Annotated in this window: 27 protein-coding genes; 8 read left to right on the forward strand and 19 right to left on the reverse strand. The window is 46.3% G+C overall.

Translation table 11 applies throughout. The annotated features are described in order from the left end of the window. Positions 1 to 231: 231 nt before the first annotated feature. The 8 genes from fusA to fkpA form a co-directional block, all read right to left on the reverse strand. Positions 232 to 2,331 carry an elongation factor G gene (gene fusA, locus R7Z50_RS22675; RefSeq protein WP_005382794.1) on the reverse strand — a complete coding sequence of 700 codons (2,100 nt, stop codon included), beginning with the start codon at positions 2,329 to 2,331 and terminating at the stop codon, positions 232 to 234. A gap of 75 nt (positions 2,332 to 2,406) precedes the next feature. Further along, positions 2,407 to 2,877 (reverse strand): 30S ribosomal protein S7, encoded by a 471-nt coding sequence (gene rpsG, locus R7Z50_RS22680; protein ID WP_005382796.1) that lies wholly within the window; start codon positions 2,875 to 2,877, stop codon positions 2,407 to 2,409. A gap of 101 nt (positions 2,878 to 2,978) precedes the next feature. Beyond that, positions 2,979 to 3,353 (reverse strand): 30S ribosomal protein S12, encoded by a 375-nt coding sequence (gene rpsL / locus R7Z50_RS22685; RefSeq protein ID WP_004399892.1) that lies wholly within the window; start codon positions 3,351 to 3,353, stop codon positions 2,979 to 2,981. Between the two features lie 177 nt (positions 3,354 to 3,530). Continuing rightward, positions 3,531 to 3,806: a sulfurtransferase complex subunit TusB gene (tusB, locus tag R7Z50_RS22690; RefSeq protein ID WP_005382799.1), complete on the reverse strand. Its 276-nt coding sequence runs from the start codon at positions 3,804 to 3,806 to the stop codon at positions 3,531 to 3,533. 7 nt (positions 3,807 to 3,813) lie between these two features. Beyond that, positions 3,814 to 4,170, reverse strand: a complete 357-nt coding sequence (gene tusC, locus R7Z50_RS22695; protein WP_005382801.1) for a sulfurtransferase complex subunit TusC — start codon at positions 4,168 to 4,170, stop codon at positions 3,814 to 3,816. After that, entirely contained in the window at positions 4,167 to 4,562 is a 396-nt protein-coding gene (tusD, locus tag R7Z50_RS22700; protein ID WP_318149263.1) for a sulfurtransferase complex subunit TusD, read from the reverse strand. Before tusD ends, tusC begins: the two co-directional genes overlap by 4 nt. Continuing rightward, positions 4,559 to 5,281, reverse strand: a complete 723-nt coding sequence (locus R7Z50_RS22705; protein WP_005382804.1) for a transcriptional regulator — start codon at positions 5,279 to 5,281, stop codon at positions 4,559 to 4,561. Before R7Z50_RS22705 ends, tusD begins: the two co-directional genes overlap by 4 nt. Before the next feature lie 143 nt (positions 5,282 to 5,424). Beyond that, entirely contained in the window at positions 5,425 to 6,207 is a 783-nt protein-coding gene (gene fkpA / locus R7Z50_RS22710; protein WP_318149264.1) for an FKBP-type peptidyl-prolyl cis-trans isomerase, read from the reverse strand. A 128-nt stretch (positions 6,208 to 6,335) separates the two neighbouring features. On the opposite strand from fkpA, the gene R7Z50_RS22715 reads away from it, so the two are divergent. Both R7Z50_RS22715 and R7Z50_RS22720 read left to right on the forward strand, forming a co-directional pair. Then, on the forward strand, positions 6,336 to 7,322 hold the full coding sequence (locus R7Z50_RS22715) for a WD40 repeat domain-containing protein (protein WP_005381457.1): 987 nt from the start codon (positions 6,336 to 6,338) through the stop codon (positions 7,320 to 7,322). After that, complete coding sequence (locus R7Z50_RS22720; RefSeq protein WP_005381455.1) at positions 7,319 to 7,546, forward strand: SlyX family protein; 228 nt, start codon at positions 7,319 to 7,321, stop codon at positions 7,544 to 7,546. The genes R7Z50_RS22715 and R7Z50_RS22720 overlap by 4 nt, the downstream gene beginning before the upstream one ends. An 83-nt stretch (positions 7,547 to 7,629) precedes the next feature. Here R7Z50_RS22720 and R7Z50_RS22725 read toward each other — a convergent pair whose 3' ends face one another. The 5 genes from R7Z50_RS22725 to kefG all read right to left on the reverse strand — a co-directional run bounded on the left by R7Z50_RS22725 (position 7,630) and on the right by kefG (position 11,954). Continuing rightward, the gene (locus tag R7Z50_RS22725) at positions 7,630 to 8,571 is read right to left on the reverse strand and encodes an isoaspartyl peptidase/L-asparaginase family protein (protein ID WP_053303049.1); all 942 of its coding nucleotides are present in this window, start codon (positions 8,569 to 8,571) and stop codon (positions 7,630 to 7,632) included. 131 nt (positions 8,572 to 8,702) lie between these two features. After that, positions 8,703 to 9,254 (reverse strand): peptidylprolyl isomerase, encoded by a 552-nt coding sequence (gene slyD / locus R7Z50_RS22730; RefSeq protein ID WP_005381451.1) that lies wholly within the window; start codon positions 9,252 to 9,254, stop codon positions 8,703 to 8,705. 92 nt (positions 9,255 to 9,346) lie between these two features. Then, positions 9,347 to 9,547, reverse strand: coding sequence for a YheV family putative zinc ribbon protein (locus R7Z50_RS22735; protein WP_005381449.1), 201 nt, complete (start codon positions 9,545 to 9,547; stop codon positions 9,347 to 9,349). A gap of 33 nt (positions 9,548 to 9,580) precedes the next feature. Continuing rightward, positions 9,581 to 11,377 carry a glutathione-regulated potassium-efflux system protein KefB gene (gene kefB, locus R7Z50_RS22740; RefSeq protein ID WP_017633740.1) on the reverse strand — a complete coding sequence of 599 codons (1,797 nt, stop codon included), beginning with the start codon at positions 11,375 to 11,377 and terminating at the stop codon, positions 9,581 to 9,583. Beyond that, the gene (kefG, locus tag R7Z50_RS22745; RefSeq protein ID WP_017821749.1) at positions 11,361 to 11,954 is read right to left on the reverse strand and encodes a glutathione-regulated potassium-efflux system ancillary protein KefG; all 594 of its coding nucleotides are present in this window, start codon (positions 11,952 to 11,954) and stop codon (positions 11,361 to 11,363) included. Before kefG ends, kefB begins: the two co-directional genes overlap by 17 nt. 209 nt (positions 11,955 to 12,163) lie before the next feature. Between kefG and R7Z50_RS22750 the strand changes: the two genes are divergently transcribed. The 6 genes from R7Z50_RS22750 to crp all read left to right on the forward strand — a co-directional run bounded on the left by R7Z50_RS22750 (position 12,164) and on the right by crp (position 17,777). Next, entirely contained in the window at positions 12,164 to 14,083 is a 1,920-nt protein-coding gene (locus R7Z50_RS22750) for an ABC transporter ATP-binding protein (RefSeq protein WP_042523641.1), read from the forward strand. Then, the gene (locus R7Z50_RS22755; protein WP_005382813.1) at positions 14,080 to 14,568 is read left to right on the forward strand and encodes a TIGR02444 family protein; all 489 of its coding nucleotides are present in this window, start codon (positions 14,080 to 14,082) and stop codon (positions 14,566 to 14,568) included. The genes R7Z50_RS22750 and R7Z50_RS22755 overlap by 4 nt, the downstream gene beginning before the upstream one ends. An 87-nt stretch (positions 14,569 to 14,655) precedes the next feature. Continuing rightward, the gene (locus tag R7Z50_RS22760) at positions 14,656 to 15,663 is read left to right on the forward strand and encodes a hydrolase (RefSeq protein ID WP_033907159.1); all 1,008 of its coding nucleotides are present in this window, start codon (positions 14,656 to 14,658) and stop codon (positions 15,661 to 15,663) included. A 33-nt stretch (positions 15,664 to 15,696) separates the two neighbouring features. Next, positions 15,697 to 15,909, forward strand: a complete 213-nt coding sequence (locus R7Z50_RS22765; protein WP_005382815.1) for a YheU family protein — start codon at positions 15,697 to 15,699, stop codon at positions 15,907 to 15,909. Between the two features lie 125 nt (positions 15,910 to 16,034). Continuing rightward, positions 16,035 to 16,904: a phosphoribulokinase gene (locus tag R7Z50_RS22770; RefSeq protein WP_005381434.1), complete on the forward strand. Its 870-nt coding sequence runs from the start codon at positions 16,035 to 16,037 to the stop codon at positions 16,902 to 16,904. Positions 16,905 to 17,144: 240 nt separating this feature from the next. Beyond that, on the forward strand, positions 17,145 to 17,777 hold the full coding sequence (crp, locus tag R7Z50_RS22775; RefSeq protein WP_005381432.1) for a cAMP-activated global transcriptional regulator CRP: 633 nt from the start codon (positions 17,145 to 17,147) through the stop codon (positions 17,775 to 17,777). Positions 17,778 to 17,913: 136 nt separating this feature from the next. Here crp and R7Z50_RS22780 read toward each other — a convergent pair whose 3' ends face one another. From R7Z50_RS22780 to R7Z50_RS22805, 6 genes are all read right to left on the reverse strand, one after another. Continuing rightward, the gene (locus R7Z50_RS22780; RefSeq protein ID WP_238854842.1) at positions 17,914 to 18,705 is read right to left on the reverse strand and encodes a DUF1338 domain-containing protein; all 792 of its coding nucleotides are present in this window, start codon (positions 18,703 to 18,705) and stop codon (positions 17,914 to 17,916) included. 248 nt (positions 18,706 to 18,953) lie between these two features. Further along, positions 18,954 to 20,411 (reverse strand): succinylglutamate-semialdehyde dehydrogenase, encoded by a 1,458-nt coding sequence (gene astD / locus R7Z50_RS22785; protein ID WP_005381424.1) that lies wholly within the window; start codon positions 20,409 to 20,411, stop codon positions 18,954 to 18,956. A gap of 28 nt (positions 20,412 to 20,439) precedes the next feature. Then, a complete protein-coding gene (astA, locus tag R7Z50_RS22790) occupies positions 20,440 to 21,459 on the reverse strand; it encodes an arginine N-succinyltransferase (RefSeq protein WP_005381422.1) in 1,020 nt (339 codons plus the stop codon). Between the two features lie 109 nt (positions 21,460 to 21,568). Next, positions 21,569 to 22,780 carry an aspartate aminotransferase family protein gene (locus tag R7Z50_RS22795; RefSeq protein WP_005381420.1) on the reverse strand — a complete coding sequence of 404 codons (1,212 nt, stop codon included), beginning with the start codon at positions 22,778 to 22,780 and terminating at the stop codon, positions 21,569 to 21,571. Positions 22,781 to 23,141: 361 nt separating this feature from the next. After that, a complete protein-coding gene (locus tag R7Z50_RS22800) occupies positions 23,142 to 23,729 on the reverse strand; it encodes an aminodeoxychorismate/anthranilate synthase component II (RefSeq protein WP_031780782.1) in 588 nt (195 codons plus the stop codon). Positions 23,730 to 23,918: 189 nt separating this feature from the next. Continuing rightward, a complete protein-coding gene (locus tag R7Z50_RS22805; RefSeq protein WP_213900105.1) occupies positions 23,919 to 26,873 on the reverse strand; it encodes an ExeM/NucH family extracellular endonuclease in 2,955 nt (984 codons plus the stop codon). Positions 26,874 to 26,947: the final 74 nt, after the last annotated feature.

A 26,947-nucleotide genomic window follows, 5' to 3' on the forward strand; every position in this document is an offset into this window, starting at 1 on the left:
TGTTTTACCGTGGTCAACGTGGCCGATAGTACCAACGTTAACGTGCGGTTTCGTACGTTCAAATTTTTCTTTAGACACGATCGTGTTCCTTCCTAGTTATGATTCGTCGTGATCATTATTGATCGACGACGCGCCAGAAATTGTTATTTTATGCGCCAACGCCCGTTAGCGCAATATTTGGACGCCCTGATCTCGCAAAAAGTCGTAAACTTTTTGCAGTTCAATCGTCAATTAGTAACCACGCTCTGCAATAATTTTATCTGCGAAGTTTTTCGGCACTTCAGCGTACTCGTGAAACTCCATAGAGTAAGACGCACGGCCTTGAGTTGCAGAACGTAGATCAGTTGCGTAACCGAACATTTCGGATAGTGGTACTTGAGCACGGATGATCTTAAGACCAGCCACACCTTCGTCCATGCCTTCAATGATACCGCGACGACGGTTTAGGTCACCAACAACGTCACCCATCCAGTCTTCCGGAGTGGTTACTTCGACATTCATCATAGGTTCTAGAATCACAGGTTGTGCTTCTAATGCACCTTTCTTGAATGCCATCGAGCCAGCGATCTTAAACGCCATCTCGCTTGAGTCTACATCGTGGTAAGAACCATCAAATAGTGTAGCTTTAATATCTAGTACAGGGTAACCCGCTAGAACACCACTATTCATTTGCTCTTCGATACCTTTCGATACCGAGCTGATGTATTCCTTAGGAATCACACCGCCCACGATTTCGTCTACGAATACGAAACCTTCACCAGGCTCAGAAGGCTCAAGTTTGACCCAAACATGACCGTATTGACCACGACCACCTGATTGACGAACAAACTTACCTTCAACTTCCGCTTTACCACGAATGGTTTCACGGTAAGCAACCTGAGGTTTACCAACGTTACAATCAACGCTGAATTCACGCTTCATACGATCAACGATAATGTCTAGGTGAAGTTCACCCATACCTGAGATCAGAGTCTGACCTGATTCGTCGTCCGTTTCCACGCGGAATGATGGATCTTCCGCTGCTAGTTTACCTAGCGCGATAGCCATTTTCTCTTGGTCTGCCTTAGAACGAGGCTCTACAGCAATCTGAATAACTGGTTCAGGGAACTCCATGCGCTCTAGAATCACTTTGTGGTTCTGATCACACAGTGTGTCACCTGTTGTTACGTCTTTCAGACCGATAGCAGCTGCAATATCACCAGCGCGAACTTCTTTCACTTCTTCACGCTTATTCGCATGCATCTGAACGATACGACCGAAACGCTCTTTCTTCTCTTTTACTGAGTTGTAAACAGCGTCACCCGAGTTTACAACACCGGAGTAAACACGCATGAAAGTTAACGTGCCCACGAATGGGTCAGTCGCAATCTTAAACGCTAGCGCAGAGAAAGGTTCGTTGTCGTCAGCATGACGCTCAACTTCATTTTCTCTTTCGTCGACACCTTTAATTGCAGGTACGTCAACAGGCGATGGCAAGAACTCAACTACTGCATCCAGTACCGCTTGAACACCTTTGTTCTTAAACGCACTACCACAAGTAGCCAGTACGATTTCGTTATTTAGTGTGCGAGTACGTAGAGCTTGTTTGAGCTCAGCTTCAGTCAATTCACCTTCTTCAAGGTACTTGTCCATCAGCTCTTCGCTAGCTTCAGCAGCGGATTCAACCATGTGGTTGCGCCACTCTTCAGCAAGTTCAATCATGTCAGCTGGGATGTCTTCGTAAGTAAACGAAGTGCCTTGATCGGCATCATTCCAGTTGATCATTTTCATCTTGATAAGGTCGATGACACCTCTGAACTCATCTTCCGCACCAACGTTCAGCTGGATTGGAACAGGAGTCGCACCAAGACGATTCTTAATTTGGTTCACAACGCGTAGGAAGTCTGCGCCCGCACGGTCCATCTTGTTTACAAATACCAAACGTGGAACGTGGTATTTGTCTGCTTGACGCCATACAGTTTCAGACTGAGGTTCAACACCAGATGAGCCACAGAACACAACCACAGCACCATCAAGTACACGAAGAGAACGCTCTACTTCGATAGTAAAGTCAACGTGTCCAGGGGTATCAATGATGTTTACGCGATGCTCAGGGAACTGTGCTTCCATACCACGCCAGAATGTAGTAGTCGCAGCGGATGTGATAGTGATACCACGCTCCTGCTCCTGCTCCATCCAGTCCATGGTTGCTGCACCATCGTGAACTTCGCCGATTTTGTGAGAAAGGCCAGTGTAGAACAGAATACGCTCAGTTGTGGTTGTTTTTCCTGCATCTACGTGAGCACAGATACCGATATTACGGTAGAGCTCAATAGGAGTTTTACGAGCCACGATTGTATCCTCTTACTAAGGTGTACCTTAGAGTATAGAAAAGTGCTGCGAGAGAACCTCGCAGCACAGAAGGTATTACCAACGGTAATGAGCGAACGCTTTGTTTGCGTCAGCCATGCGGTGAACGTCTTCACGTTTCTTAACCGCAGTACCTTTGTTCTCAGACGCGTCTAGCATTTCAGCAGCTAGGCGTTGAGCCATAGATTTTTCACCACGCTTGCGCGCAGCTTCAACCAACCAACGCATAGCAAGTGCGTTACGGCGAACCGGACGTACTTCTACAGGTACTTGGTAAGTTGAACCACCAACACGGCGAGATTTAACCTCTACCGCTGGGCGAACGTTTTCAAGAGCTTCTTCAAAAATAGCTAAGTGGTCTTTACCAGACTTTTCAGCCATAGCATCTAGTGCAGTGTAAACGATTTTCTCTGCAGTAGATTTTTTACCGTCAACCATTAGGATGTTAACGAATTTTGCCAGCAATTCAGATTTGAATTTTGGATCTGGAAGGATCTTACGCTGACCAATGACGCGACGACGTGGCATGGATTTATCTCCGTTGTCTTCTTCAGGTTTTATCCAAAACTTTTCAGTTTTTTCAAAAAATTAAAAATAATTTAGTGTTTGGCCTTACTTAACGGAATCCATTAAGACTTAGGACGCTTCACACCGTACTTAGAACGACCTTGTTTACGGTCATTTACGCCAGCACAGTCTAGTGCGCCGCGAACAGTGTGGTAACGCACACCTGGAAGGTCTTTAACACGACCACCACGGATTAGAACAACTGAGTGCTCTTGAAGGTTGTGACCTTCACCGCCGATGTACGATGTAACTTCGAAGCCGTTTGTCAGACGAACACGACAAACTTTACGAAGTGCTGAGTTAGGTTTTTTAGGTGTAGTAGTGTAAACACGAGTACATACACCACGTTTTTGTGGGCACGCTTCTAGTGCAGGCACGTTGCTTTTAACAACTTGCTTTGCACGTGGCTTACGTACCAACTGGTTAATAGTTGCCATTAACTAGCTCCTGATTTACTTGAAAGTAAGCTTTGTGAAAAATCTATCCCCAACTGCCAATGCAGTTAGGGACGCAAAATTCTATGCAGCAGTGAGAGGTGTGTCAAGAAATATACGGATCTTTTTTGTTCAATTAGAACAATTCATCCGTAAAGCTTTGTCGACAGCAAATCTTGTTCAATCCCAAGTTAGGGATTTATCCTGTTTTGCTGTTAGTTCAACGAAGCCTGAATAATTCACAATCGTCAGCGATGGACTGATACGATTTGCAATACCGCGAGCTTGTGCATCGCTCTCTAACACAAATACGCTGCGGTTTTTAAGATGGGAAAATGCTTTATGTTGCGAGTTAGCAGCGTACACTGCATCTTCTATAAGTAAGATGTCATCCTGTTCACTGCATAAAGGCATAGCGTCTTCTAGAGCAGAGACTGTTTTTATGATGTGTAACATAACTTCCTCAAAAAGACAGTAGCTTACCAGCGTGTTGTAACTTATCTTTGAGCTGCTCTGAGCTTAACGCTTGGGCTTCAATGACTAAATCCGCTTGCGCCAAACCTCGCTGGGTTAACGACTCTGAACACACAAAGACTTGTTCGATGTCGTATAAATCGAAAAGCTTTAACATCGGCGCGTAATCTTTACTCAAAATATTGTTGGGGTCTTGTCCGAGTAGAAGCTGGTATACCCCGTCACCCATGAAAATGACGCTGATATCTTCACAGTAAGCCGACGCGGCTAACAGTGCATCCACACCTTCACGACCAGCTGCACTGCCATGTGGCGCACTACGAAATAGATAAGTTAACTGACTCAAAACTGTACCACTCTGTCTTGGGTTAACATCGCTTCAGCTAGGCTACCTAAGCCTGCTTGTTCAAAACCATCGGCTAGATTGTTCTGAACCAAACCATGTTGATTCGCTTCTTCTTCACTTACAATCCCGCGACGCAAAGCGGCCGCGACACAAGTTTCTAGGCGAACACCATGCTCTTTAGCCAAAGACTGCCACGCCTTATTGAGATCAAATTCATCGTTGGCTGGCACACTCAAAGCAGTACCATTAGTCACACCATCTTGATAAAAGAAGACGCTCACTAGCTGATGGTCTTGCTCTATCACCGCTTTGGCAAACTGATAAGCACTGCGCGCTGACTGGCTGCCATAAACGGGACCATTCACCACTAACGTGTAAGTCAGTTTACTCACCTTTCATCATCCTCGGTTTTACGTTGACGAATGTACAAGTAAACGGTGTGTTTTGAAATATTAAGGCGATCCGCGACACGGTTGATGGCATCTTTAATATCGAAGATACCTTTGTCGTACAACTCCATCACGATCTGGCGATTCTTGGTGTTGTTAGACACGGATTTATCCGCATTGATCTCTTCGATGGTGCGTTCAACAGTTTGGTCCACCAGCTCTTCTACGTCACTAGCAAAGTTGACCGAGGAAGCCGCTTCTTTCGCTTCTTGCGTCGGCATGAAAGACTGAAGAACTTGCGAGAAAGGCGCATCCAAGTTGACGTTGATACACAACAAACCAATCACGCGATTTTCGCCATTACGAATGGCGACAGTAATCGACTTCATCAACACGCCACCTTTTGCACGGGTAAAGTACGAACGTGAGAAGTTGCGCTCCGAGCCTTCGATGTCTTTTAGCATCTTAAGCGCTAAATCAGTGATTGGTGAGCCGACTTGGCGCCCCGTGTTTTCACCGTTAGCGATTTTAATTGCAGAGGTATTTAAGTCTTCTAGAGAGTGAAGAACGATTTCACAAAATGGACCTATCAGGCTAGCGATACCATCCACGACCGCCTCATAAGATCTTAAAATGATTTTGTCGTGCTCGGTAAACGGCATCACGTTAACGGATTCCATTTCGAGCAACATCTCCGCGTTTATTGTTTCTGTAGTTGTCATAAGCCTTCGAGCGAAAAATCAACAAATTGGTGTAAGTTTATCAGAAAATTTGAAAAGCAACCTAGCAAACTCACCAACTAGTGACCTAGAACAAAAAAGGCCCGTTAAACGGACCTTTTTCAATAACTTATCGCAGCTTATTGTTATTGCTCTGCGTTGTCGTTCTCAACTTTTAGCAGCTCAACTTCAAATACTAGCGTTGAGTTAGCAGGAATGCTTGGTGTGTCTTGGTCACCGTATGCTAGCTCTGGCGGGATAACGAATTTGAATTTAGAACCCACAGGCATTAGCTGAACACCCTCTGTCCAACCTGGGATTACACGGTTAAGTGGGAACGTTGCAGGTTCACCACGATCGTATGAGCTGTCGAAGTGAGTACCGTCGATCAGAGTACCTTTGTAGTGTACTTGAACCGTATCAGTGTCTTTTGGCTTCTCACCTTCAGCTGGTGTCATTACTTGGTATAGAAGACCTGTATCTGTCTTCACTACGCCTTCTTGCTTCTCAAACTCAGCACGGAAATCATCGCCAGCTTTTTTCGCTTCAGCTGCTTTCTCAGCCGCTTGTGCTTGCATCTTTTCTGCAACACGCTTGTCTAGAGATTCTAGTGCTGCACGTGTTTCTTCTTCATTCAATTCAGCATTGCCTTTGAAGACATCTTCGATACCTTTTAGTACCAAATCTTTGTTAAGATTAATGCCGATTTCGCTTGGCTTGTCGATGCTTGTGCTTAGGTAGTTAGCAAATGAAACACCGATTGCGTATGCCGCTTTGTCGTCGTCGGTTTTAAAGTGAACCGCTTTACCGGTTTCTGCTTGAACTTGTTCTGCTTGAGGTGCGGTTTCTGTTTTAGTTTCTTCTTTCTGACAACCTACCGCTAGCATAACTGTTGCAGCAAGTAGCGACACTTTTAAAACTGATTTCATTAAATTCTCCCAATAATGGCTCTGCCATTGGTTGTTGTGCACAAATCTTCTATGAGACTAGTGAAGACAATCGTTATACCAATATACTAGCTATATGTCTTAAGACACAAACCGGATTATTAGATGTGATGCAAAGAATTTTTCATTTATTCCTATATTTAATTGTCATCACCACGTTAAATGGTTGCTTTTTCGCCGAGCGTGAAGTGCAGCGTTGGCCGATAGAACCTCAAGGTGCGACGAGCTTCGCACTTAGCAGAGATGGACGGTTTGCTCTGCTCTATTCTCAACAACGTCATTTGATGTTGTGGGACCTAGAGCAAAATGAACAACTAGCCAACCTGGGTGAACTCGATGCCGATGCCAATGTGGTTTCCCATATCCGCATATCTGACAATGGTCGCTACGCAATTACAGCAAGCCAAATGAACTTCGCAGTTTGGGACCTAGGCTGGACGCAATCCGAAGGCCTTTGGTCTATCTCTGATGCGCTCATTCGCGACGTTGATATCACCAGTAATGGTGAACAAGTTCTGCTTGGGTTATCCAACGGTAAAGCAATTTATGTCAACTTAGTCACCGGGCGTCGCATGGAGTTCCTTGCGCATCGTGAAAAAGTCAATTCCGTGGCCATTTCTCCTAATGGGCGCTTCGCCCTAACCGGAGGTAATGACTATAAAGCGTATCTGTGGGACACCGAAACCGGACAAGTACTACGAACCTTCGAACATGAACAACGAATTGTTCGCGTGGCCCTGCAAAGAGATGGAAAATTAGCAATGACATCTGATGGCGGAAACCAAGCGATTGTTTGGGATTTAAAAACTGGACAAGAAGTCACACAGTTGAGCAGTTGGTCACGCCAATTAATTTTCTCTACCGCACGATTTTCTGACGACGGGACTCAACTAGTCACAGGAAGCCCTTCTGGCCGTGTGTCGATATGGGATACTCAAACCGGAAAACGAATGAGTGGATTTGAAGTGGAGCCCAAAAAAGACACTCGCCCTCCCCGTGCGGTCGTGTATGATGCAGCCTTTGATTCAAAACAACGCGTAATTACTGCTACTTCAGCAGGTATTGCCCAAGCTTGGCAGTTAGAGAACGGATCATGACAGAAAAAATCATTCAGCAATTGGAAGCACGTATTAATGACTTAGAATGTCAGCTTGCGTTCCAAGAACAGACTATTGAAGATCTGAACGGCGCTTTATCGCAGCAGCAACTGCAAATTACCAAGATGCTCGATCAGATGAAATATGTGGTAGGTAAAGTAAAAAATATGGACTCGTCGAATTTAGCCGATCCGTCAGAAGAAACCCCACCACCGCATTATTAAAATGCAGGCTCAAACAGCATAAAGCCCAGAACATGTTCTGGGCTTTGTTGTATTAATTACTTAAGAAGGTTCTCAAGAGGAAGCTATTCGTCGGCGTAGATTTTAACGCTCAGCTCGCCTTGCGTATTAATGCCGGCTCGGTACATGCCAGAACTGTTCATCGCAAAGTGCATCTCACCTTTAGCATCAATGGCAATCAAACCGCCCTCTCCGCCCATCTGTTTGAGATCACCTTGGATAATGTGTTCACAAGCCGTATGAATATCTTCTTGTAAGTAACGCATACGTGCTGCAACGTCTTCCGCAACACGTTTACGAATAAAGAACTCACCGACACCCGTAGTGGAAACTGCCACAACGCCATTTTCGGCCACCGTACCACAACCAATAAGAGCCGAATCTCCGACTCGGTTGTATTTCTTATTCGTCACGCCACCCGTACTGGTGGCAGCGGCTAAGTTGCCTTGTTGATCTAACGCTACCGCACCAACCGTACCGTGCTTACGGTCATCTGGGTAACGAGATTCCGACAAAGCAAACAGTCCTTTCTCACGCATAGACAGCAACTGCTCATAACGGCGATCAGTAAAGAAGTAATCTTGCTCGGTATACTCATGGCCTTGCTCAAAAGCAAACTTCTCTGCGCCCTCACCCACCAACAACACATGATTGCTGTTTCGCATCACGTCACGAGCGAGCTCAATTGGGTTTCTGATATGACGAACCCCAGCGACCGCGCCTGCTGCAAGGTTTCGCCCATCCATCACAGAAGCGTCCATTTCAACCATTTCGTTGTTGGTCAGCACTGAGCCTTTACCCGCATTAAAGTTAGGAGAGTCTTCCAATACTTTCACTGCCGCTACGACTGCATCTAAGGCTTCACCGCCCGTTTCTAGAATTTGATGTCCCGCTTTTACCGCAGCTTCTAAATCCGCCAAGATGGATTGTTGCAGCTCATCGCTCATCTGTTCACGCAAGATGGTGCCTGCACCGCCATGAATGGCAATCGAGAAAGGTTTCGTCATCACTTTGTCCAACTGTTATTCCTTGTATGGTTGGCACTACACCTTAGATAAACAAAAAGCGCAAGTTGAAAACTCAACTTGCGCTTTTCAAAGCTTTGCTAGATAAGATTATCTAGTGAAGGAGCTTATGATTAGTGAGAACCACAGCTACCGCCGCCACAGCAGCCGCCTTCTTCTTCGTGATCGTGGTCATGATCGTGACCACCACAACAGCCACCACCTTGGTGGATGTGACCGTGTTCGATCTCTTCTGCTGTTGCTTCACGTGTAGACATAACTTCTACTTCGAAAGTTAGTGTTTGACCAGCTAACATATGGTTACCGTCAACAACCACTTCGTTGCCGTCAACTTCTGTTACTTCAACAGGGATTGGACCTTGGTCAGTGTCAGCTAGGAAGCGCATGCCCACTTCGATTTGCTCAACGCCTTGGAATACGTCCGCAGGAACGCGCTGTACTAGCGCATCGTTGTGCTCACCGTAAGCTTCTTCAGGAGCTACCGTTACTGAGAACTTGTCGCCAGCCACTTTACCTTCAAGTTCTTTTTCAAGACCTGTGATTAGGTTGTTGTGACCGTGAAGGTAATCTAGAGGTGCTTCTGCTGTTGATTGATCAACAACGACACCGTCTTCCATCATTACTTTGTATGCAAGGCTTGCAACAACGTTCTTTTCAATTTTCATACTAACTCCAGGGAGATTAATTGACTTAACCTGAATGGGGTTAAGTACTGAGATATCTGGGTGTATTATGGGGATCAATTATCGAAGTTCAATTACTCCGGCTTAAAAATTCCGATCATTTCCTGATCTGAGTGTTTATTTTTCTCTACAGATTGTGGTTTGCGCTGCTCTGTAAACTCACACTCGACACACTCAACTAACTCGATGTTATTTTCAATCCACCAGCGCAGGGTATCTTGCTGGCTGCAATTTGGGCAGCTAGCGCCGGCAATAAAACGTTTCTTGATTTTCACGCTATTTCCTTAGCTTGAGTCTTGGCTCAAGTACTACTTCCAATGATTAGGTGACTGATGGTCGCTCTCCATTTCACGACCAAATATTTCTTCTAGCTCTTTGCGTGCCTCTTTCGCCCTTTGAGCTAATTTCTTATCTTCATTGTGTTGAGGCAATAAGTCCTTAAGCATAGCATTATCCAACTTGCGAAAATGTGCTTCTGCCCGCTTTGCTTGATAAGGATGCATACCCAGTTCTACGAGCGCTTGGCGACCGAGATCTAGCGCCCCTAAAAATGTTTCACGAGAGTAATTCTCTACACCATGACTCATTAACTGGTAAGCCTCGACACGGCTTCTTGCTCGGGCTAACAACTTAAGTTTCGGGAAGTGCACGCGACAAATGTCCACGATGGCCATCACCTCATCAGGTGAATCAGTACAAATAATCAATGCTTCCGCTTTATCAGCGCCAGCAGCCCTCAATAGGTCAATTTGTGTAGCATCGCCATAAAACACTTTGTAACCATACTTACGTAATAGGTGGATTTGGCTGGCATCACTTTCTAATACTGTCACTTTGATTTTATTGGCATACATTAAACGTCCGACGATCTGACCGAAACGTCCAAAGCCTGCAATGATAACGCGTGGTCGGCGATCCACGACTTTCGTGGTCATGCCCTCTTCTTCTTGATTCAGGGTATGAGCAAACCACTTCTTTTGTCCCATCAGCAAAAGAGGAGTCGTCACCATGGATAGACTGACCACCACCAACAGAAACGCCACTTGCTCTTTGGACAAAATGCCCTCTTGGCTCGCCGCGGTAAATATGACAAAGGCAAACTCACCGCCTTGGCTCAAAATTGCAGCCATACGGCTTCTCGCTTTGGCTCCGACACGGGCAGCTCTCGCCAATGCATACAAAACCAAACCCTTAACCACGACCAAAGCCACCACCGCACCGAGAATCTCTAAAGGATGTAATGCCAATAACCCCAAGTTTACCGCCATGCCCACCGCAATAAAGAATAACCCCAACAACAGACCTTTAAATGGCTCGATAGCGATTTCCAACTCATGGCGATACTCACTCTCTGCCAGCAAAACGCCTGCTAAAAAAGTCCCCAATGCCATCGAAAGGCCGAGCTTTTGCATCACGACCGAAATGCCAAGCACGACTAAAAGTGCAGCAACGGTAAAGAGTTCACGAACGCCGCTCATCACGACAAAACGAAATAGCGGACGTAGTAAAAAGTGACCACCAATCAACAGTGCTACCACACTGCCTAAAATAGTGAAGACATCCAACCAACTTCCACCACTATGCCCGCCTGCTAGCAAGGGCAACATCGCCAGCATCGGGATCACTGCAATATCTTGAAAGAGCAGCACCGCAAAACCAGATTGCCCCGTTTCGGTACCATTAAGCCCTTGCTCTTCAATGACTTTAAGCGCAATCGCCGTCGAGGACAGCGCCAACCCCATCCCGATCACTAAACTCACTTGCATGCTTACGCCAAACATACTGACGACACTACCAATCACGGCGGTCGTGACCACAACCTGCGCACCGCCTAAACCTAAAATCGGCCCTCGCATCTGCCACAATTTTTTAGGGTTTAACTCAAGTCCTATCAAAAACAGTAACAACACAACCCCAAGCTCGGCAAAATGCAAAATGGCATCAACGTCGCTAATTAAGCCAAGCCCCCATGGGCCAATCAACACACCAGCGAGTAAATAACCTAAAACCGAGCCAAGCCCAAGGCGCTGAGCAATCGGCACCGCAATAACCGCAGCCGAAAGAAAGACCACACTGCTTTGAAGAAACTCACTGGTGATCGCCATACTGACCTCCTCGCTCTGCCGCTTGCCAGTTTTCAAGTGGGTTACTCAGCCATCCACGGTATAACTCGGCATGTTCGTAGCGTTCAATATCTGAAACATTTCTTGACCAATACAACACCAGTGGTTCAATCCAGTGCATTTGACATAGGGCTGCCGTCAGTTCAAACGGTTGCAAGATTTGCTCAAGTGGGTATTTGTTGTACCCCTTCGCGCTGAAGGCTTCTTCTTTACCACCTGTTGTAATGACACTGCGCCAGTATTTTCCTTCTAGCGCCGCACCTCCGCCAAACGCAAAGCCTTTACCTAACACTCGGTCTAGCCACTCTTTTAATAGGGCTGGACATGAATACATATAAAGTGGGTGGTGAAATACAATCACATCGTGAGCGAGCAACAACTCATGTTCGTAATTCACATCAATAAAGAAATCGGGGTAAACACCGTAAAGATCGTGCACAGTGACGTGATCAAGCGACTGAGCTTTTTTTATCATCACTTGATTGGCAATCGAGTTATGTGGCTCTGGATGAGCATAAATGACCAGAACTTTTGGGAGAATAGACGGTGCAACAGCCAAATGGTCGTCCTTGTGGTTATTTTTATCCGTTATCAAATTGTTATACTTTTTTGTACAGCATAATGCAATTAAAGCGAATCAATCGACTTTTCCGGCCAATACCCCTACTATTCACCGCTAGATATATACCCAAGTGGCTTTAAAAACGATTGAAACCACTTCGCTATGTAACCAAGCAACGCGCACTGCGCAAAGTGAATGAAAACTTTATGATTACCTTCTCTGATATTCAGTTACTGCGTGGCGGTAAACCTCTTTTAGACCAAGCTTCTGCGACTATTCACCCTGGCGATAAAGTCGGTCTTGTGGGCAAAAACGGCTGCGGTAAATCAACGCTGTTTGCCCTACTGAAAGATGAACTGTCAATTGATGCTGGCTCATTTAGCCAACCTCAACACTGGGAGTTGGCCTGGGTCGCACAGGAAACGCCTGCGCTAGAGCGCACTGCACTGGAATACGTCATTGATGGTGATCGCGAGTACCGCGCTCTCGAAAAGCAGTTAGCTGAAGCAGAAACACAAGACAACGGAACCCTAGTTGCCGAGATACACGGTAAAATTGAAACCATTGGTGGTTACAGCATTCGCGCTCGCGCGGCAGAACTGCTCGATGGTTTAGGGTTCAGCCAAGAGCAAATGAGTTGGAGTTTGACCCAATTCTCGGGTGGTTGGCGTATGCGTCTTAACTTGGCTCAAGCGCTATTGTGTCGTTCTGATCTACTGCTACTCGACGAACCAACCAACCACTTGGATTTGGACGCGGTAATGTGGTTAGAGCGTTGGCTACAAAACTACCCTGGCACGCTGATTCTGATCTCGCACGACCGAGACTTCCTTGATCCAATCGTTGGTCGCATCATTCACATCGAGAATCAGCAGCTGAACGAATACACGGGTAACTACTCGTCATTCGAAAACCAACGCGCACAAAAGATGGTGTTACAACAAGCGATGTTTGAAAAGCAACAGAAGCAGATGTCGCACATGCAAAGCTACATCGACCGCTTCCGTTACAAAGCATCAAAAGCACGCCAAGCCCAAAGCCGTATCAAAGCTTTGGAGCGCATGGAAAAAGTACTGCCAGCTCAATTCGATAACCCATTTAGCTTTCAATTCCGTGAGCCAGCTGCGCTGCCAAACCCAATCATGATGATGGATGAAGTATCTGCAGGTTACGGTGACAACCTCATCTTAGAGAAGATCCGCTTGAACTTGGTTCCTGGCAGTCGTATTGGTCTACTCGGCCGTAATGGTGCGGGTAAATCGACCTTAATCAAGCTGCTCTCTGGTGAACTTAACGCGCAAGGTGGTGACCTAACTTACTCACAAGGCGTGAAAATTGGTTACTTCGCTCAGCACCAGTTAGAAACGCTTCATCCTGAAGAAACGCCGCTGCAACACATGATGCAAATCGCACCCGATCAAACCGAACAGCAGCTACGTGATTACCTAGGTAGCTTTGGCTTCCAAGGTGACAAAGCACTAGAAAAAGTTGCGCCGTTTTCTGGTGGCGAAAAAGCCCGTTTGGTATTGGCTTTAATTGTGTGGCAAAAGCCAAACCTGTTGCTACTTGATGAACCGACCAACCACTTAGACTTGGACATGCGCCAAGCACTTACGATGGCACTGCAAACATTCGAAGGTGCGATGGTGATTGTTTCGCACGACCGCTATTTACTGCGCGCTACGACCGATGACTTGTATTTAGTGCATGATCGACAAGTTGCTCCGTTCGACGGTGATTTAAATGACTATTATAAATGGTTAACCGAACAACAAAGAGCGGAACGCAAAGAAGCGCAGGCTGCGCAGCCAAGCAAAGATACGGCCAACAGCGCAGCTGCGAAGAAAGAGCAAAAACGTCGCGATGCAGAGTTTCGAAAACAGACAGCGCCAATTCGCAAAACGCTGACACAACTAGAAAATAAAATGGATAAGTTAGGTGCTGCACTGGCCGAAGCTGAAGAACAATTGGCGGACAACTCACTGTATGCGGCCGAAAATAAAGCTAAACTTAACCAAGTGCTGGCACTTCAAGCTTCCAGTAAAGCTGAGCTCGAAGAAATTGAAATGGAATGGATGTCTGCTCAAGAAACGTTGGAGCAGATGGAGCTAGAGTTTAATCAATGAGTAATCAACACGCTGAATACACACTCACCCTAGAACACCTTTGGCAGTTTAGTCTGCAATTTTATGGTGTGCGAGAAGTGAAAGAGGCGTGTTTATCATTACAGAACAACTACCACGGTAACGTGAACCTACTCCTGCTGCTCAGATGGCTCGATGAGCAGCAACTCATTTTCCAAGAAAAAGACTGGCCCTTGGTGCAAGACTGTCTAGGTAGGAGCGAAACTTTACTTCACTCCTTTCGCGACCTTCGTCGCCACCTTAAGTCTCAAGTCAATGACGCTTTGTATCGTGAGACCTTGCAGTTTGAGCTGCAACTAGAAAAGCAGCAACAAGCGGATTTGGTGGACTGCATTAACTCACTTGCACTACTCAAAAATGATGGTGACCCACTGACGTTGAGATACTGTCGTCAACTCGGTGGGGAGCATTTGCAGCAAGCCTTTGCTATGCCGGTGCCAAACATTCAACCACCAAAACGCCCATAAATCTGTAGAATACCTATAATCTTTATAAAGGATTATATTAATAAGTTCTTCAACGGACACCGAAGGACCGCATAAGAGCAGTTAGGTATGACACAATTTTTCGCAGCCGCCGGGATCAAAAACCCGCATCTCCAAACGCTTTTGCCGCGTTTTATTCGCAAAAAAGCGTTGTTTACGCCGATTTGGCAAACCCTCGATACATCCGATGGCGACTTTCTCGATCTCGCGTGGAGCGAGGACCCAACCCAAGAGCCTGCACAAAAAAAGCCGATTTTTGTTTTATTTCATGGGTTAGAGGGGTGCTTCTATAGCCCTTATGCCAATGGGCTAATGAATGCATTTGCTCAATCTGGATGGCTGTCGGTGATGATGCATTTTCGTGGCTGCAGCGGTAAACCAAACAAAAAAGCACGAGCTTATCACTCGGGAGAAGTGACGGATGCTCGTTACTTCCTAGAGCACCTTGAACAACGTTTTCCTGATAATCCCAAAGTTGCAGTTGGTATTTCTCTTGGCGGTAACATGTTGGCGAATTATTTAGCCCAATATAAAGACCACCCTATTTTGAATGCAGCGACTATTATCTCAGCGCCTTTAGACCTAGCGGCGTGTGCGAACCGTATAGAACAAGGCTTTTCAAAAGTGTATCGCCGTTACCTGCTTTCTTCACTGAAACGTAACGCGTTACAAAAGCATCATCTACTGCATGGTGAGCTTGCGCTGTCCTACAACTCAATAAAACGTGTCACACGGCTGTATGAATTCGATGATTTGATCACGGCACCACTGCACGGTTTTAAAGACGCACAAGATTATTACGATCAATGTTCTGGCTTAAGTAAATTACAACAGATCACGCTACCGACACTGATCATTCACGCCAAAGACGATCCATTCATGACCGACGATGTGATCCCGAAATTTGTTCTGCCAGATAACATTGATTACCGTCTCTTTGAACACGGTGGCCATGTTGGTTTCCTGACAGGAACGGCGTTAAAACCTAAGTTTTGGTTGGAGGAAGCGCTGCCCGCGTATTACGAAAGTATCGCCGCAGATTACCTTTCTGCTGTATCCAAGCAACGAACGCAGTAAACTAGCCGCTCATCATAAAAGTTAGAGGTATTTATGATCATTCCATGGCAAGACATTGCGCCGGAAACATTGGAAAACTTAATTCGTGAATTCGTCTTACGCGAAGGAACGGATTACGGAACCGTCGAGGTTTCTTTGCAAGACAAAATTGATCAAGTTAAAGCTCAATTGGAAAAAGGTGAAGCGGTTATCGTGTTCTCTGAGCTACACGAAACCGTCGATATTCAGCATAAAACAAAATTTTAGACCCTTCACATTTTACCGTATCCCACTCGATGACAAGGTATTGTTACGTGCTATAGTGGGATATCGACCGTGCAGTAGTAACTCTACTGCACATTACAGGTAAGTAATTTTCGACAAGGTTTGTCATGTCAGCTAAACACCCAATTATTGCGGTTACTGGTTCGTCCGGTGCCGGCACGACCACTACATCTGAAGCCTTCCGTAAAATGTTCAATATGATGAACGTTAAACCCGCATGGGTTGAAGGCGATAGCTTCCATCGCTTTACTCGCCCAGAAATGGACATCGAAATTCGCAAAGCCCGCGAGCAAGGTCGACACATTAGCTACTTTGGCCCACAAGCTAATGACTTCCCGGGATTAGAAGAGTTTTTCCGTAAGTTCGGGCATGACGGCACTGGCAGCGTGCGCCGTTATCTGCACACGTTTGACGAAGCGGTTCCCTACAATCAAATGCCAGGCACGTTTACACCGTGGCAAGACTTACCCGAAAACAGCGACGTGCTGTTTTATGAAGGGTTACATGGTGGCGTGGTCGATGGCGATGTTAATGTTGCTCAACATGTGGATTTCTTAATTGGCATGGTGCCGATTGTGAACTTAGAGTGGATCCAAAAATTCGTACGTGACACTCGCGATCGCGGCCATTCGCGTGAAGCGGTAATGGACTCAATCGTGCGATCCATGGACGATTACCTCAACTATATCACTCCGCAGTTTTCTCGTACTCACATCAACTTCCAGCGCGTACCGACCGTTGATACTTCCAACCCACTTAATGCAAAAGGCATCCCTAGTTTGGATGAGAGTTTTGTGGTGATTCGCCTACGCGGTATCAAGAATGTCGACTTCCCATATCTGCTGGCCATGATTGATGGCTCATTCATGTCACGCCACAACACGATTGTCGTACCCGGCGGTAAGATGAGCTTTGCAATGGAGCTCATAGTTCGGCCTATCCTACAACAGCTCATCGAAACAGGGAAAATTGGCTAAAAACCTGCCTGCGAAGATGTTTACTTTTCATACCGTGATCATGTGCACAGTTTTGCTTACAAAATCTCAATCATGGCACGATTAAAATCAAGAAATCGTTTTCGAAAAAGGATACTATTTCTTACCGAAACACAAGAGAGCTTGCAGCATATAAAAAGTGCTCTTATTCTAGTAGGCCTAATTCAGGCTTAGCTAAAATATGGATAGCGCAAGCGTACCCTGCAGAGGAAGTGAGATATTATGGTTCTAGGTAAACCTCAAACCGACCCAACATTAGAGTGGTTTCTTTCACACTGTCATATTCATAAGTACCCTTCAAAGAGCACGCTAATTCACGCGGGCGAAAAGGCAGAAACTTTGTACTACATCGTTAAAGGTTCTGTTGCGGTTCTTATCAAAGACGAAGAAGGTAAGGAGATGATCCTTTCTTACCTAAACCAAGGAGACTTTATTGGTGAACTTGGTCTATTCGAGGAAGACCAAGAGCGTACAGCTTGGGTTCGTGCTAAATCTCCTTGTGAAGTTGCTGAAATTTCTTTCAAGAAGTTCCGTCAGCTTATCCAAGTAAACCCAGACATCCTAATGCGCCTTTCTGCGCAGATGGCTCGTCGTCTTCAAGTAACTAGCCAAAAAGTAGGTGACCTGGCGTTCCTAGACGTAACTGGTCGTATCGCTCAGACGCTTCTGAACCTTGCAAAACAACCAGACGCAATGACTCACCCAGACGGCATGCAAATCAAGATCACTCGTCAAGAAATCGGTCAAATTGTTGGCTGTTCTCGTGAGACAGTGGGTCGTATCTTGAAGATGCTAGAAGAGCAGAACCTAATCTCTGCTCACGGTAAAACCATCGTGGTTTACGGTACTCGTTAATCTCGAACTAGAGTGACACGAACAAAATTATAAAAGCCACCAATGGCAACATTGGTGGCTTTTTATTTACTCATGACCAAATGAGATAGGGTGCAGCGAACACTAATGAGTAAGCTTAACAGGTTAACCCTAAAACTTAGCCATTCGTACTTTCAAAGATTTTGTCAGCTGAAGCGGCCACGAAACCTGGGTACAAATCACCATTTTCCATCGGATAGCGCTTAGCAAATTCATAAAACCCGCCAGGGATAATTTCAGTGCCTTCGCTAAAACGAACCGCTACTTTATCTGCCATGGTCGATGACTGCTCTAGCAACACCTCAGGAGTGCCCTTCACTTCACCACCATTTTCATTAATGGTAAACCCAGCGGTACGCAGATGATCGTTTACCTGCTTCACTTCTTCATATTCATTGAGTTGGTTAACGCTCACCGTGAAGTGGTTTGCTCCGTAACCATGCGCCGCAAGCCAAGATGCGTACTCACTTTCTTTAGCCAACGTTTGGTAATCAGCAAAGCTTAAATCCCACAAGCGTCCACCATGTAAGAATGCGCTATCGTTCAGCTTGTCAGCATCGACTTGTGCCACCAAATTTTTCACAATCTCTTGTAGCTCAGGCGAGCACTCTTCAACTTTTAGCTCACTAATAAATACTTTAGGTTGCTTCGGATCTGGGTGCTCATAGTGCTTAGCAACCAGCTTTTTGCTTTCGAAAACGTAATCACCACACGCCTTGTAACCAATAGCTACAAATGGCTTAGCTAGAGTTTCAATATCAAGAGGCGCGATATTGAAGGTACGTAAAGCTATATGATCATTAATCAGAGGCTCATCTTCTTGAAGCAGCTGATGCACTTTAGCCGCCGAAGGGCAAAGACGTTGAATGTAATCTTGCCATAGCGATTCAAATAACACATCGGGCGTCATAACGACTCCTTGTTACGAGATGTAGAGTTTAAAGGTAAGCGGAAGTTGGCTGCTCGTTCACAACAAAAGTTGTCCAGAATAATGAACGAGCAACCATCAACCTGTGACGGTAAATGCCAGTCAGTCAACACGCTTTTCCGAGTCTTTGCTCACTTTTCGTGTTCTGCCAACGATCACTACAACCCATACCTAAATGATGCGCCGGCAAGGTGAGCCGCAATGCATAGTTGCGACTCTATAATTAAAACTTATAGCGCTACACCTGGACTCAATGTTGCAGGCAAGACAGTTTCTTGACCTTCCATTGATGCCATTGGGTACGCACAGTAATCTGCTGCGTAGTAAGCGCTTGGGCGCAAGTTACCCGACGCCCCCGGACCACCAAATGGCGCATCACCGCTTGCACCAGTGAGCTGGCGGTTACGGTTCACGATACCTGCACGAATGTGGTCAACGAAGTATTCCCATTCTTGGTCGTCGGTTGAAACCAAACCAGCAGATAAGCCAAAGCGCGTATCGTTTGCTAGCGCCACGGCTTTGTCTAATCCTTCGTAGCGCACCACTTGCAGAAGTGGGCCGAAGTACTCTTCATCTGGTAACTCAGCAATGTTCGTTACATCAATGATGCCAGGAGAAACAAACGCCGCCTCTCCTGCTTTCGCTTCAATCAAGCTTTCACCGCCAAGAGACTGTAGATTGGCTTGGGCATCAAGAATAAACTTGGCTGCCGCGACCGAAATTTGCGGTCCCATAAATGGCGCAGGTTCTGCAAATGGTTGGTCTACGCGAATATTGCGTGTCGCTTCAACGAGCTTGGTGATAAGCGCATCGCCTTTTTCACCCAATGGCACATACAAACGACGAGCACACGTACAACGCTGCCCAGCACTGATAAACGCTGACTGGATGATGGTGTAAACCGTGGCATCCAAATCACCATATTTATCAGAGATCACCATCGGGTTATTACCACCCATTTCTAGTGCGAGCATCTTGCCCGGTTGACCCGCAAATTGACGGTGTAATACATGTCCCGTATTCGCGCTACCCGTAAACAGTACGCCATCAATGCCTTTTGCGTCAGCTAGGGCGATACCAGTTTCTTTCGCGCCTTGAACAAGGTTAATCACGCCTTTCGGCAGACCGGCTTCTTCCCATAGCTTCATTGCCAGTTCACCCGTCCATGGCGTTTGCTCAGACGGTTTGAAGACTACCGTGTTACCAGCCAGTAGCGCAGGCACAATGTGACCATTTGGTAGGTGGCCTGGGAAGTTGTAAGGACCAAACACCGCCATCACGCCCAATGGGCGGTGGCGCAATACGATTTGGTTGCCTGCTGCTTCACGGCTCGCCTCACCAGTACGGTCATGATAAGCGCGAATCGAAATGGCAATTTTACCTGCCATGGCTGCTGCTTCAGTGCGCGTTTCCCAAATCGGCTTACCAGTTTCTTTGGCAATCACTTCGGCGATTTTTTCGCTGTTCTCTTTTACTTTCTCCGCAAAAGCCAACACGATTGCCTCACGCTCTGAAAATGGACGCTTTTTCCAGTCAATAAACGCTTCACGCGCTGCAGATACCGCCTGGTTCACCTGCTCTGCCGTTGCACCTTTGCCTTGCCAGATCACTTCTTGGTTGTACGGCGACAGAGACGTAAATGCTTCACCCTGACCTTGTACCCATTCACCTGCAATCCAATGTGTCATTGTTTCTATCCTTAAATTCTGTCGTCTGTTACTGCGGAAGAAGGCGAACGAAATCCCCTTCTTCAACCGAAAGTGCATCCGCAACGTCTGGTGCGATCATTACGCTCTGTGTCTCTGCGTCATACGCCGCCTTAGTGACTGTCGCACGGAAGTTCTCGAAAGATGAATTACACATCAAGAAGTCTTGTGTGCTGGAATGTTCAGAGATTTTGACTTGCGCGCGGAATGAATGACGTACCGACTCAATATTACGCAGATCACACTCAACCGTTGGGCCACCATCGAAGATGTCGACGTAGCCTCGGTTGGTAAAACCTTCACGCTCAAGCAGCTTCAGCGCTGGACGCGTGTTGTCATGTACTTGACCAATCACGGCTTGCGCTTCTGGGCTGAGCAGGTTGATGTAAATAGGCAGTTTCGGCATCAAGTCGGCGATAAAGCCTTTCTTGCCGATACCTGTCAGGTAATCTGCAAGAGTGAAATCGATAGAGAAGAAATGCTCTTGAAGCCATTGCCAGAATGGTGAATTACCCTCGTCGTCTGAAACGCCACGCATCTCCGCAAAGATCGTTTCAGAGAAGCGCTCTGGGTGCTCTGCCATCATTAGGAAACGACACTTCGACATTAGACGACCATTCAGACCTTGGCGGAATTTCTCACGCAAGAACAAGGTACAAATTTCGCTGTTACCAGTGTAATTATTACCAAAAGTAAGCAGTTTAACGACGTTGTTAACGCCAAGCTTTGGCGACGAGTGCACAACTTTACTAATGTGATATGAGTAAAATGGGACATCCCAGCCGATAGATGCTTCGATTCCGGTGGTACCCGCAACCTCACCCGTTTCAGAGTCAAAGCCAACCATCAGGTAGCCTTCATCGCCTGGTTCTGCCACATCTGGCTTACCAAAGCTGTACTCTGAATGTTTGATTCGATTGGTTAACAGTTCTTCGTTAACCGGTAGAGATGTAAATCCGTGACCAGACTCCACCGCACAAGTGTGCAGTGCGTCGTAATCCGACATCGCGATAGGGCGAACTACTAGCATCAATACTCCCTCCAGATGCAAGAAGATCCTAACTATATTGTAGGAACAATTCCCCCATCAGAGATCCTTGACGGGGGTGTCTGCGTTGACGTTTAAACTGATATCGCGCTTAAACTAAAGTCGCGATCGCTTTATCCAGTTTCGCCAAGCCTTCTTCAATTTCTTGTTGTGTGATAACGAGTGATGGTGTGAAACGTACGACATTGGCACCCGCAACCAATACCATGAGACCTTGTTTACCTGCAGCAACCAGCACGTCACGCGCACGGCCTTGCCATTCTTCATTTAGTGCAGCGCCAAGTAATAGGCCTTGACCGCGCACTTCTGAGAAGATGTTGTACTTCGCGTTGATCTTCTCTAGACCTTCACGGAACATTGCTTCGCGTTCTAGTACACCAGCCAAAACCTCTGGCTTAGTGACTTCATTTACAACCGCTTCTGCAACCGCACACGCTAGTGGGTTACCGCCATATGTAGAACCGTGAGTGCCCACTTTCATGTGCTCTGCCAATTTTGCTGTCGTTAGCATTGCACCGATTGGGAAACCGCCACCAAGTGATTTCGCAGTACTTAGAATATCTGGCGTGATACCTAAACCTTGGTAAGCGTAGAAGTTACCTGTTCGGCCATTACCAGTTTGCACTTCATCGAAGATCAGTAAGGCGTTGTGTTTGTCACACAGCTCGCGAACCGCTTGAGCGAACTCAGGCGTTGGTGGCACGATGCCGCCTTCACCTTGTAGTGGCTCCATCATGACCGCACAAGTACGATCAGACATGTGTGCTTGTAAAGCTTCGATATCGTTGTAAGGAAGGTGTGTCACGTCGCCTGGCTTAGGACCGAAGCCGTCAGAGTATGCCGCTTGGCCACCAACCGTTACGGTAAAGAATGTACGACCGTGGAAACCTTGTTTGAATGCAATGATTTCAGATTTCTCAGTGCCATGAACGTCTGCTGCATAACGACGTGCCAGCTTCAAAGCGGCTTCGTTTGCTTCTGCGCCAGAGTTAGCAAAGAACACACGCTCAGCAAAACTCACTTCTGTTAGCTTTTTCGCCAGACGAAGGGCTGGTTCGTTCGTCATAACGTTACTTAAGTGCCAAAGCTTGTTAGCTTGCTCTGTTAGTGCGTTTACCATTACTGGATGACAATGGCCAAGACAGCTCACTGCAATACCACCAGCAAAGTCGATGTATTCATTACCTTCCTGATCCCAAACACGTGAACCTTCACCTTTAACAGGGATCATTTCCATCGGGTTATAGCAAGGTACCATTACCTCATCGAATAAACCGCGCTCTACTTTAATTTCCGTTGTCATTGCACATTCCTTCTTGATACCGCATGCGTAGCAGATAAGCGAATTTAACCGGCTCTCTTTGCCAGCAAATAATGTTTTGCATTTAAGCTATTGCGGCATTGTATTTACATTTAATTAACCATTTCAATAGTGATTTATTCTTTTCGTTCTCGAAAGCAACTTCCATTAATCACTGCTTATGACTATTTATGCATCAAGAAAGTAAAATAGAGAAGTGATTTTTTATAAATGTTATGTAATACAGGGGATAGAAGGTTTAAAAAGACATGAATAGACAAAGAGACTCGAGAGAATCGCATAGTTTTGCAATCCGCTCACCTCAGCAAAAAGATGAATGATTTGTTAAGAAAAGTGATCGCGATCAGATCGCTTTGCGTGCTAAAAAGTTCGCAAGCAACTCGTGACCTTGCTCAGTTTTGATTGATTCTGGGTGGAACTGCACCGCATCAATTGGCAAGGCTTTATGTTGGTAACCCATTATTTCATCCATGCTTCCGTCCGGCAGTTCTGTCCATGCAGTCAGTTCAAACACGTCGGGTAAAGTACCGTTTTTCACCACAAGAGAGTGATAACGGGTTACCGTGAGTGGGTTATTCAGATTTTTAAACACACTACGACCGTTATGACGAATCGGTGAGGTCTTACCGTGCATCACTTGTCGTGCACGTACCACTTCACCCCCAAACACTTGCGCTATCGCTTGATGGCCAAGGCAAACACCCAATATTGGAAGCTTACCAGCGAAGTGTTCTATCGCTTTCAGTGAAATACCTGCTTCGTTCGGCGTACATGGCCCTGGCGAGATCACCAAATGAGTTGGGTTGAGCGCCTCAATGCCTTGGATATCGATTTCATCGTTACGCACCACCTTTACGTCTGCACCAAGCTCGCAGAAGTATTGGTAAAGGTTGTAGGTAAAAGAGTCGTAGTTATCGATGATCAACAACATAAAGGGTCGGTTGCTCCAATCCGTTTTGGCAATGCTTACGTAGTGAATCGCCACGTTCGTGACAATCAAGGGCGGTATTTTGCTATACCAAGCAAGAAAGGCAAGTTTTTGCTGAATAAAAAGGCCAGCATAGGCTGGCCTTTGGTCTTTACAGCTATTTAGGAAAGGTTTATCAGGAAATAAATTCGCTTAGCGGCGACGGCGGAATAAGCCGAGACCTAGCAGCGCAAATAGCGCGCCAAAACCAAACGAACCACCATCTGAATCCTTCGACCCTTCTGTTCCAGTTTCAGTTTGCGTCATTGAAACATCACGAACAGAGCTAAACTTCACGATATTACCTGTCGAGTCAGTCACTTTCTCTTCTAACTGATAATTACCTTGCTCTGGCGTTTGTTCAAACTCAATATTCACGCTACGCGCATCAATATCAGCTTGAACTAAGGTTTGGCTAGCCGAGTAAGCTTTCGTATCGCTGCTTGCCGCAGCCGCTTGTGTGGATGGCGTTAAGTTCACCGTAACAATATCACCTACAACCGCCGTTGGTGGTAAACGGACATCGACGGCTAAGTTGTCACCTGCTTTCGGTAAATCGATGTCATCATCTGGTAAATCAATCGCGATGATCACTGGATCGTGATCAGAGGCAGAGAACGCATCTTTGTACTTCGGCATATCACCGGTGTACTTGCTGCTGTATTCGAACAAGTTACTCTCTAGTGAGTTGATGTGCCAATCTTCAATTGCTACCACTTTTTGCGCTAGGCTACTGCTTGCCAATGCGTGGTCCAAATTACCCAGCTCGCCCGAATAGGTGTAAGAAAACGTATCAGTGCCGTGCAGCAACGTGTTTAAATTGTGCAGACCGTAACCTTTTTCAATTTTGGTCTTCTCTACTTGAAGTTCACCATCACCAATGGTTGTGTAAGCAGCAGTATAAATGTCACGGCCGTATTTCTCTTTCGAGTAATCAGTCAGTGTCAGAAGTGGGTCTTCCATGCCATAAGCATTGAGATCGCCCATGAGCAATACATCGCCTTTCACCTCTTTCAACGCTTCACCCACTGCGTGCGCAGCAGAAACGCGGAAGTTGTTACAGTTGCCTTGCAGATCCGCTGGCTCAGAATCTTCTACACCAGCAATCCACTCTTCAATACACTCAGAGCCTTTCGACTTAAAGTGGTTTACGACAATAGACAAATCTTCACCCGTCTCTTTCACCGTAAAGGTCTGAAGTAGACTGTGTCGTTGGTACTTATCGTAAGCAGGGTTACTTTCTGTGCCCTCTTTACGAGTAATTGTGTTTTCTGCAATGTGCTGCTCTGGCGTGATGATCACTTTTGCAGCGTCTTTTGGCGTTACTGCGTTAGCACGATATAAAATCGCCACCATGATCGCATCACTGCCAAAGTATTCGTCTTGGTATTTGTCTTGCTCTTCGATTTCGACATACGTGTAATGATCTTCAGCGTCATCAATCTCAGCATTTAGGGCATCAACTAAGTTTTGGATAGCACTGCCATCACCAAAGCCATTGTTCTCGACTTCCATCAAACCAATAACGTCTGCGTCCATCTTGTTCATCGCCGCAACGATTTTCGCTTGCTGGATCAGGAATTCGTCTAGATTAGTCGCACCACGGTTTTGTCCGGTTGGGTTTTCATGACCACTGTCAGCCACGGAGTTGAAGTAGTTCAGTACGTTGAAGCTTGCAATACGCAAATCTGAGTCCGCAATCGCTGGGGCATCTTTACGAGCCACGTCGAAGCCTTCACCTGAAGTCACGAAGTTGGTGTTATTGACTTCATTTGTCGCAATCAGGCGGTATTCGTTGTAGCTGTAAGCCACGACACCCTGTAGACCTTCTACTCGAGAACCAAGGCGAATGTGCTGCTCTGAAGAGCCATCTTGATCTGCATCTTTAGCAAAATCTGGGTAGTATGGGATTTGGCCGTTTGGTGCTTTGCCATCTGATTCTAGGTATACGCGGTTCGCTGCGTTGTCTTTTGCTAGCTCAACGGCTGCATCGCTCTCTGCCGCGTGTAATTGAGTCGGCTTTAACAATGGCGCTTCATGAGAGAGCATCATATTGTTACGACGTGAATCGTAGTCGTAAGAGAAGTTTCGAGTTACAAACAAGTCACTTGCCGAGGTCAACTCAACTTGCATGCCTTCATGACGCTCTAGCGCATCACGTAGTGTCTCACCTTCTTTGATAACAAGATCGGTAACTCGAGGGGTTTCAGAGGTGCCTGTTTTCACATAGCTGTTAGCATCAGAAGCTAGCTGAGTATTGCTGTAGTACTCTTGAACTTTACCTTTCACACAAACAACGTCACCAGCTTTTAGCTCCGTGTCTGCCGCATCGGTATGAATGAACAAACCTTCTGAGGTCTTGTCGTTGTTATCACTTTCTAGTGCTTGTAGGTAGAAACCTTTGGTTAGGCCAGTGGTAACAGCAGTCACGACACCAGTTACGAAATGATCTTCGTCAGTAATGTATGGGTAACCATCAATGAATGGAGACGTATCGCCTTCACCTTGAATATCTTGGATGGTAGTGAAGTTAGGTTGCTGACCGTCTACTTCACAAGCGAATGGTGCTGGTGGCTCAGTCGCATTTAGCTCACCAAGGCCGTCAATGTTGTCTTTCTCAAATGCCGTCCACTGAGATGCATCATAAGTAGCAGAAGGGGTTAGTGCATCACTGTTACGAACTAATGTGGTGTCTTTACCAAAATCTACGTCACCCATCACACCGATGATGTCGTGTACTTCACCATCTTTAAGCAGTGCGATCGGGTCATCACCGTTAAAGTTCGCGACGCTTTTATCTGTAATATCCGCGATAGCTTTGATGGTATCGCTCGCGTCACCATGCGCCAGTACATACACTTGGTTAGCTTGTAGCATCACTTGGCTAAGGTCGAATGTGCTACCCCAAGTACCACCACCGTTTGATGATTTCGCCAACTCGTAGCCAGTGAGTGTCACCGCAGTATCACCCGTATTAGCGATCTCTACCGCTTTATTATAAGCGCCGCCTTCTACGTATTGGGAAATAATAATCTCTGCGTTCGCGTTTGCACTAAGTGCACTGGCGATGGTTAATGCGAGTATTGAGGGTTTGATTAACGTGTCCATTGTCATACCTGATATTTATGTAAATGCAAACTTAGCTCTGGTTAGAGCCTGCCATTTGCGTCTACTATCAGGTT

The sequence above is a fragment of the Vibrio sp. 1249-1 genome, assembly GCF_033340495.1.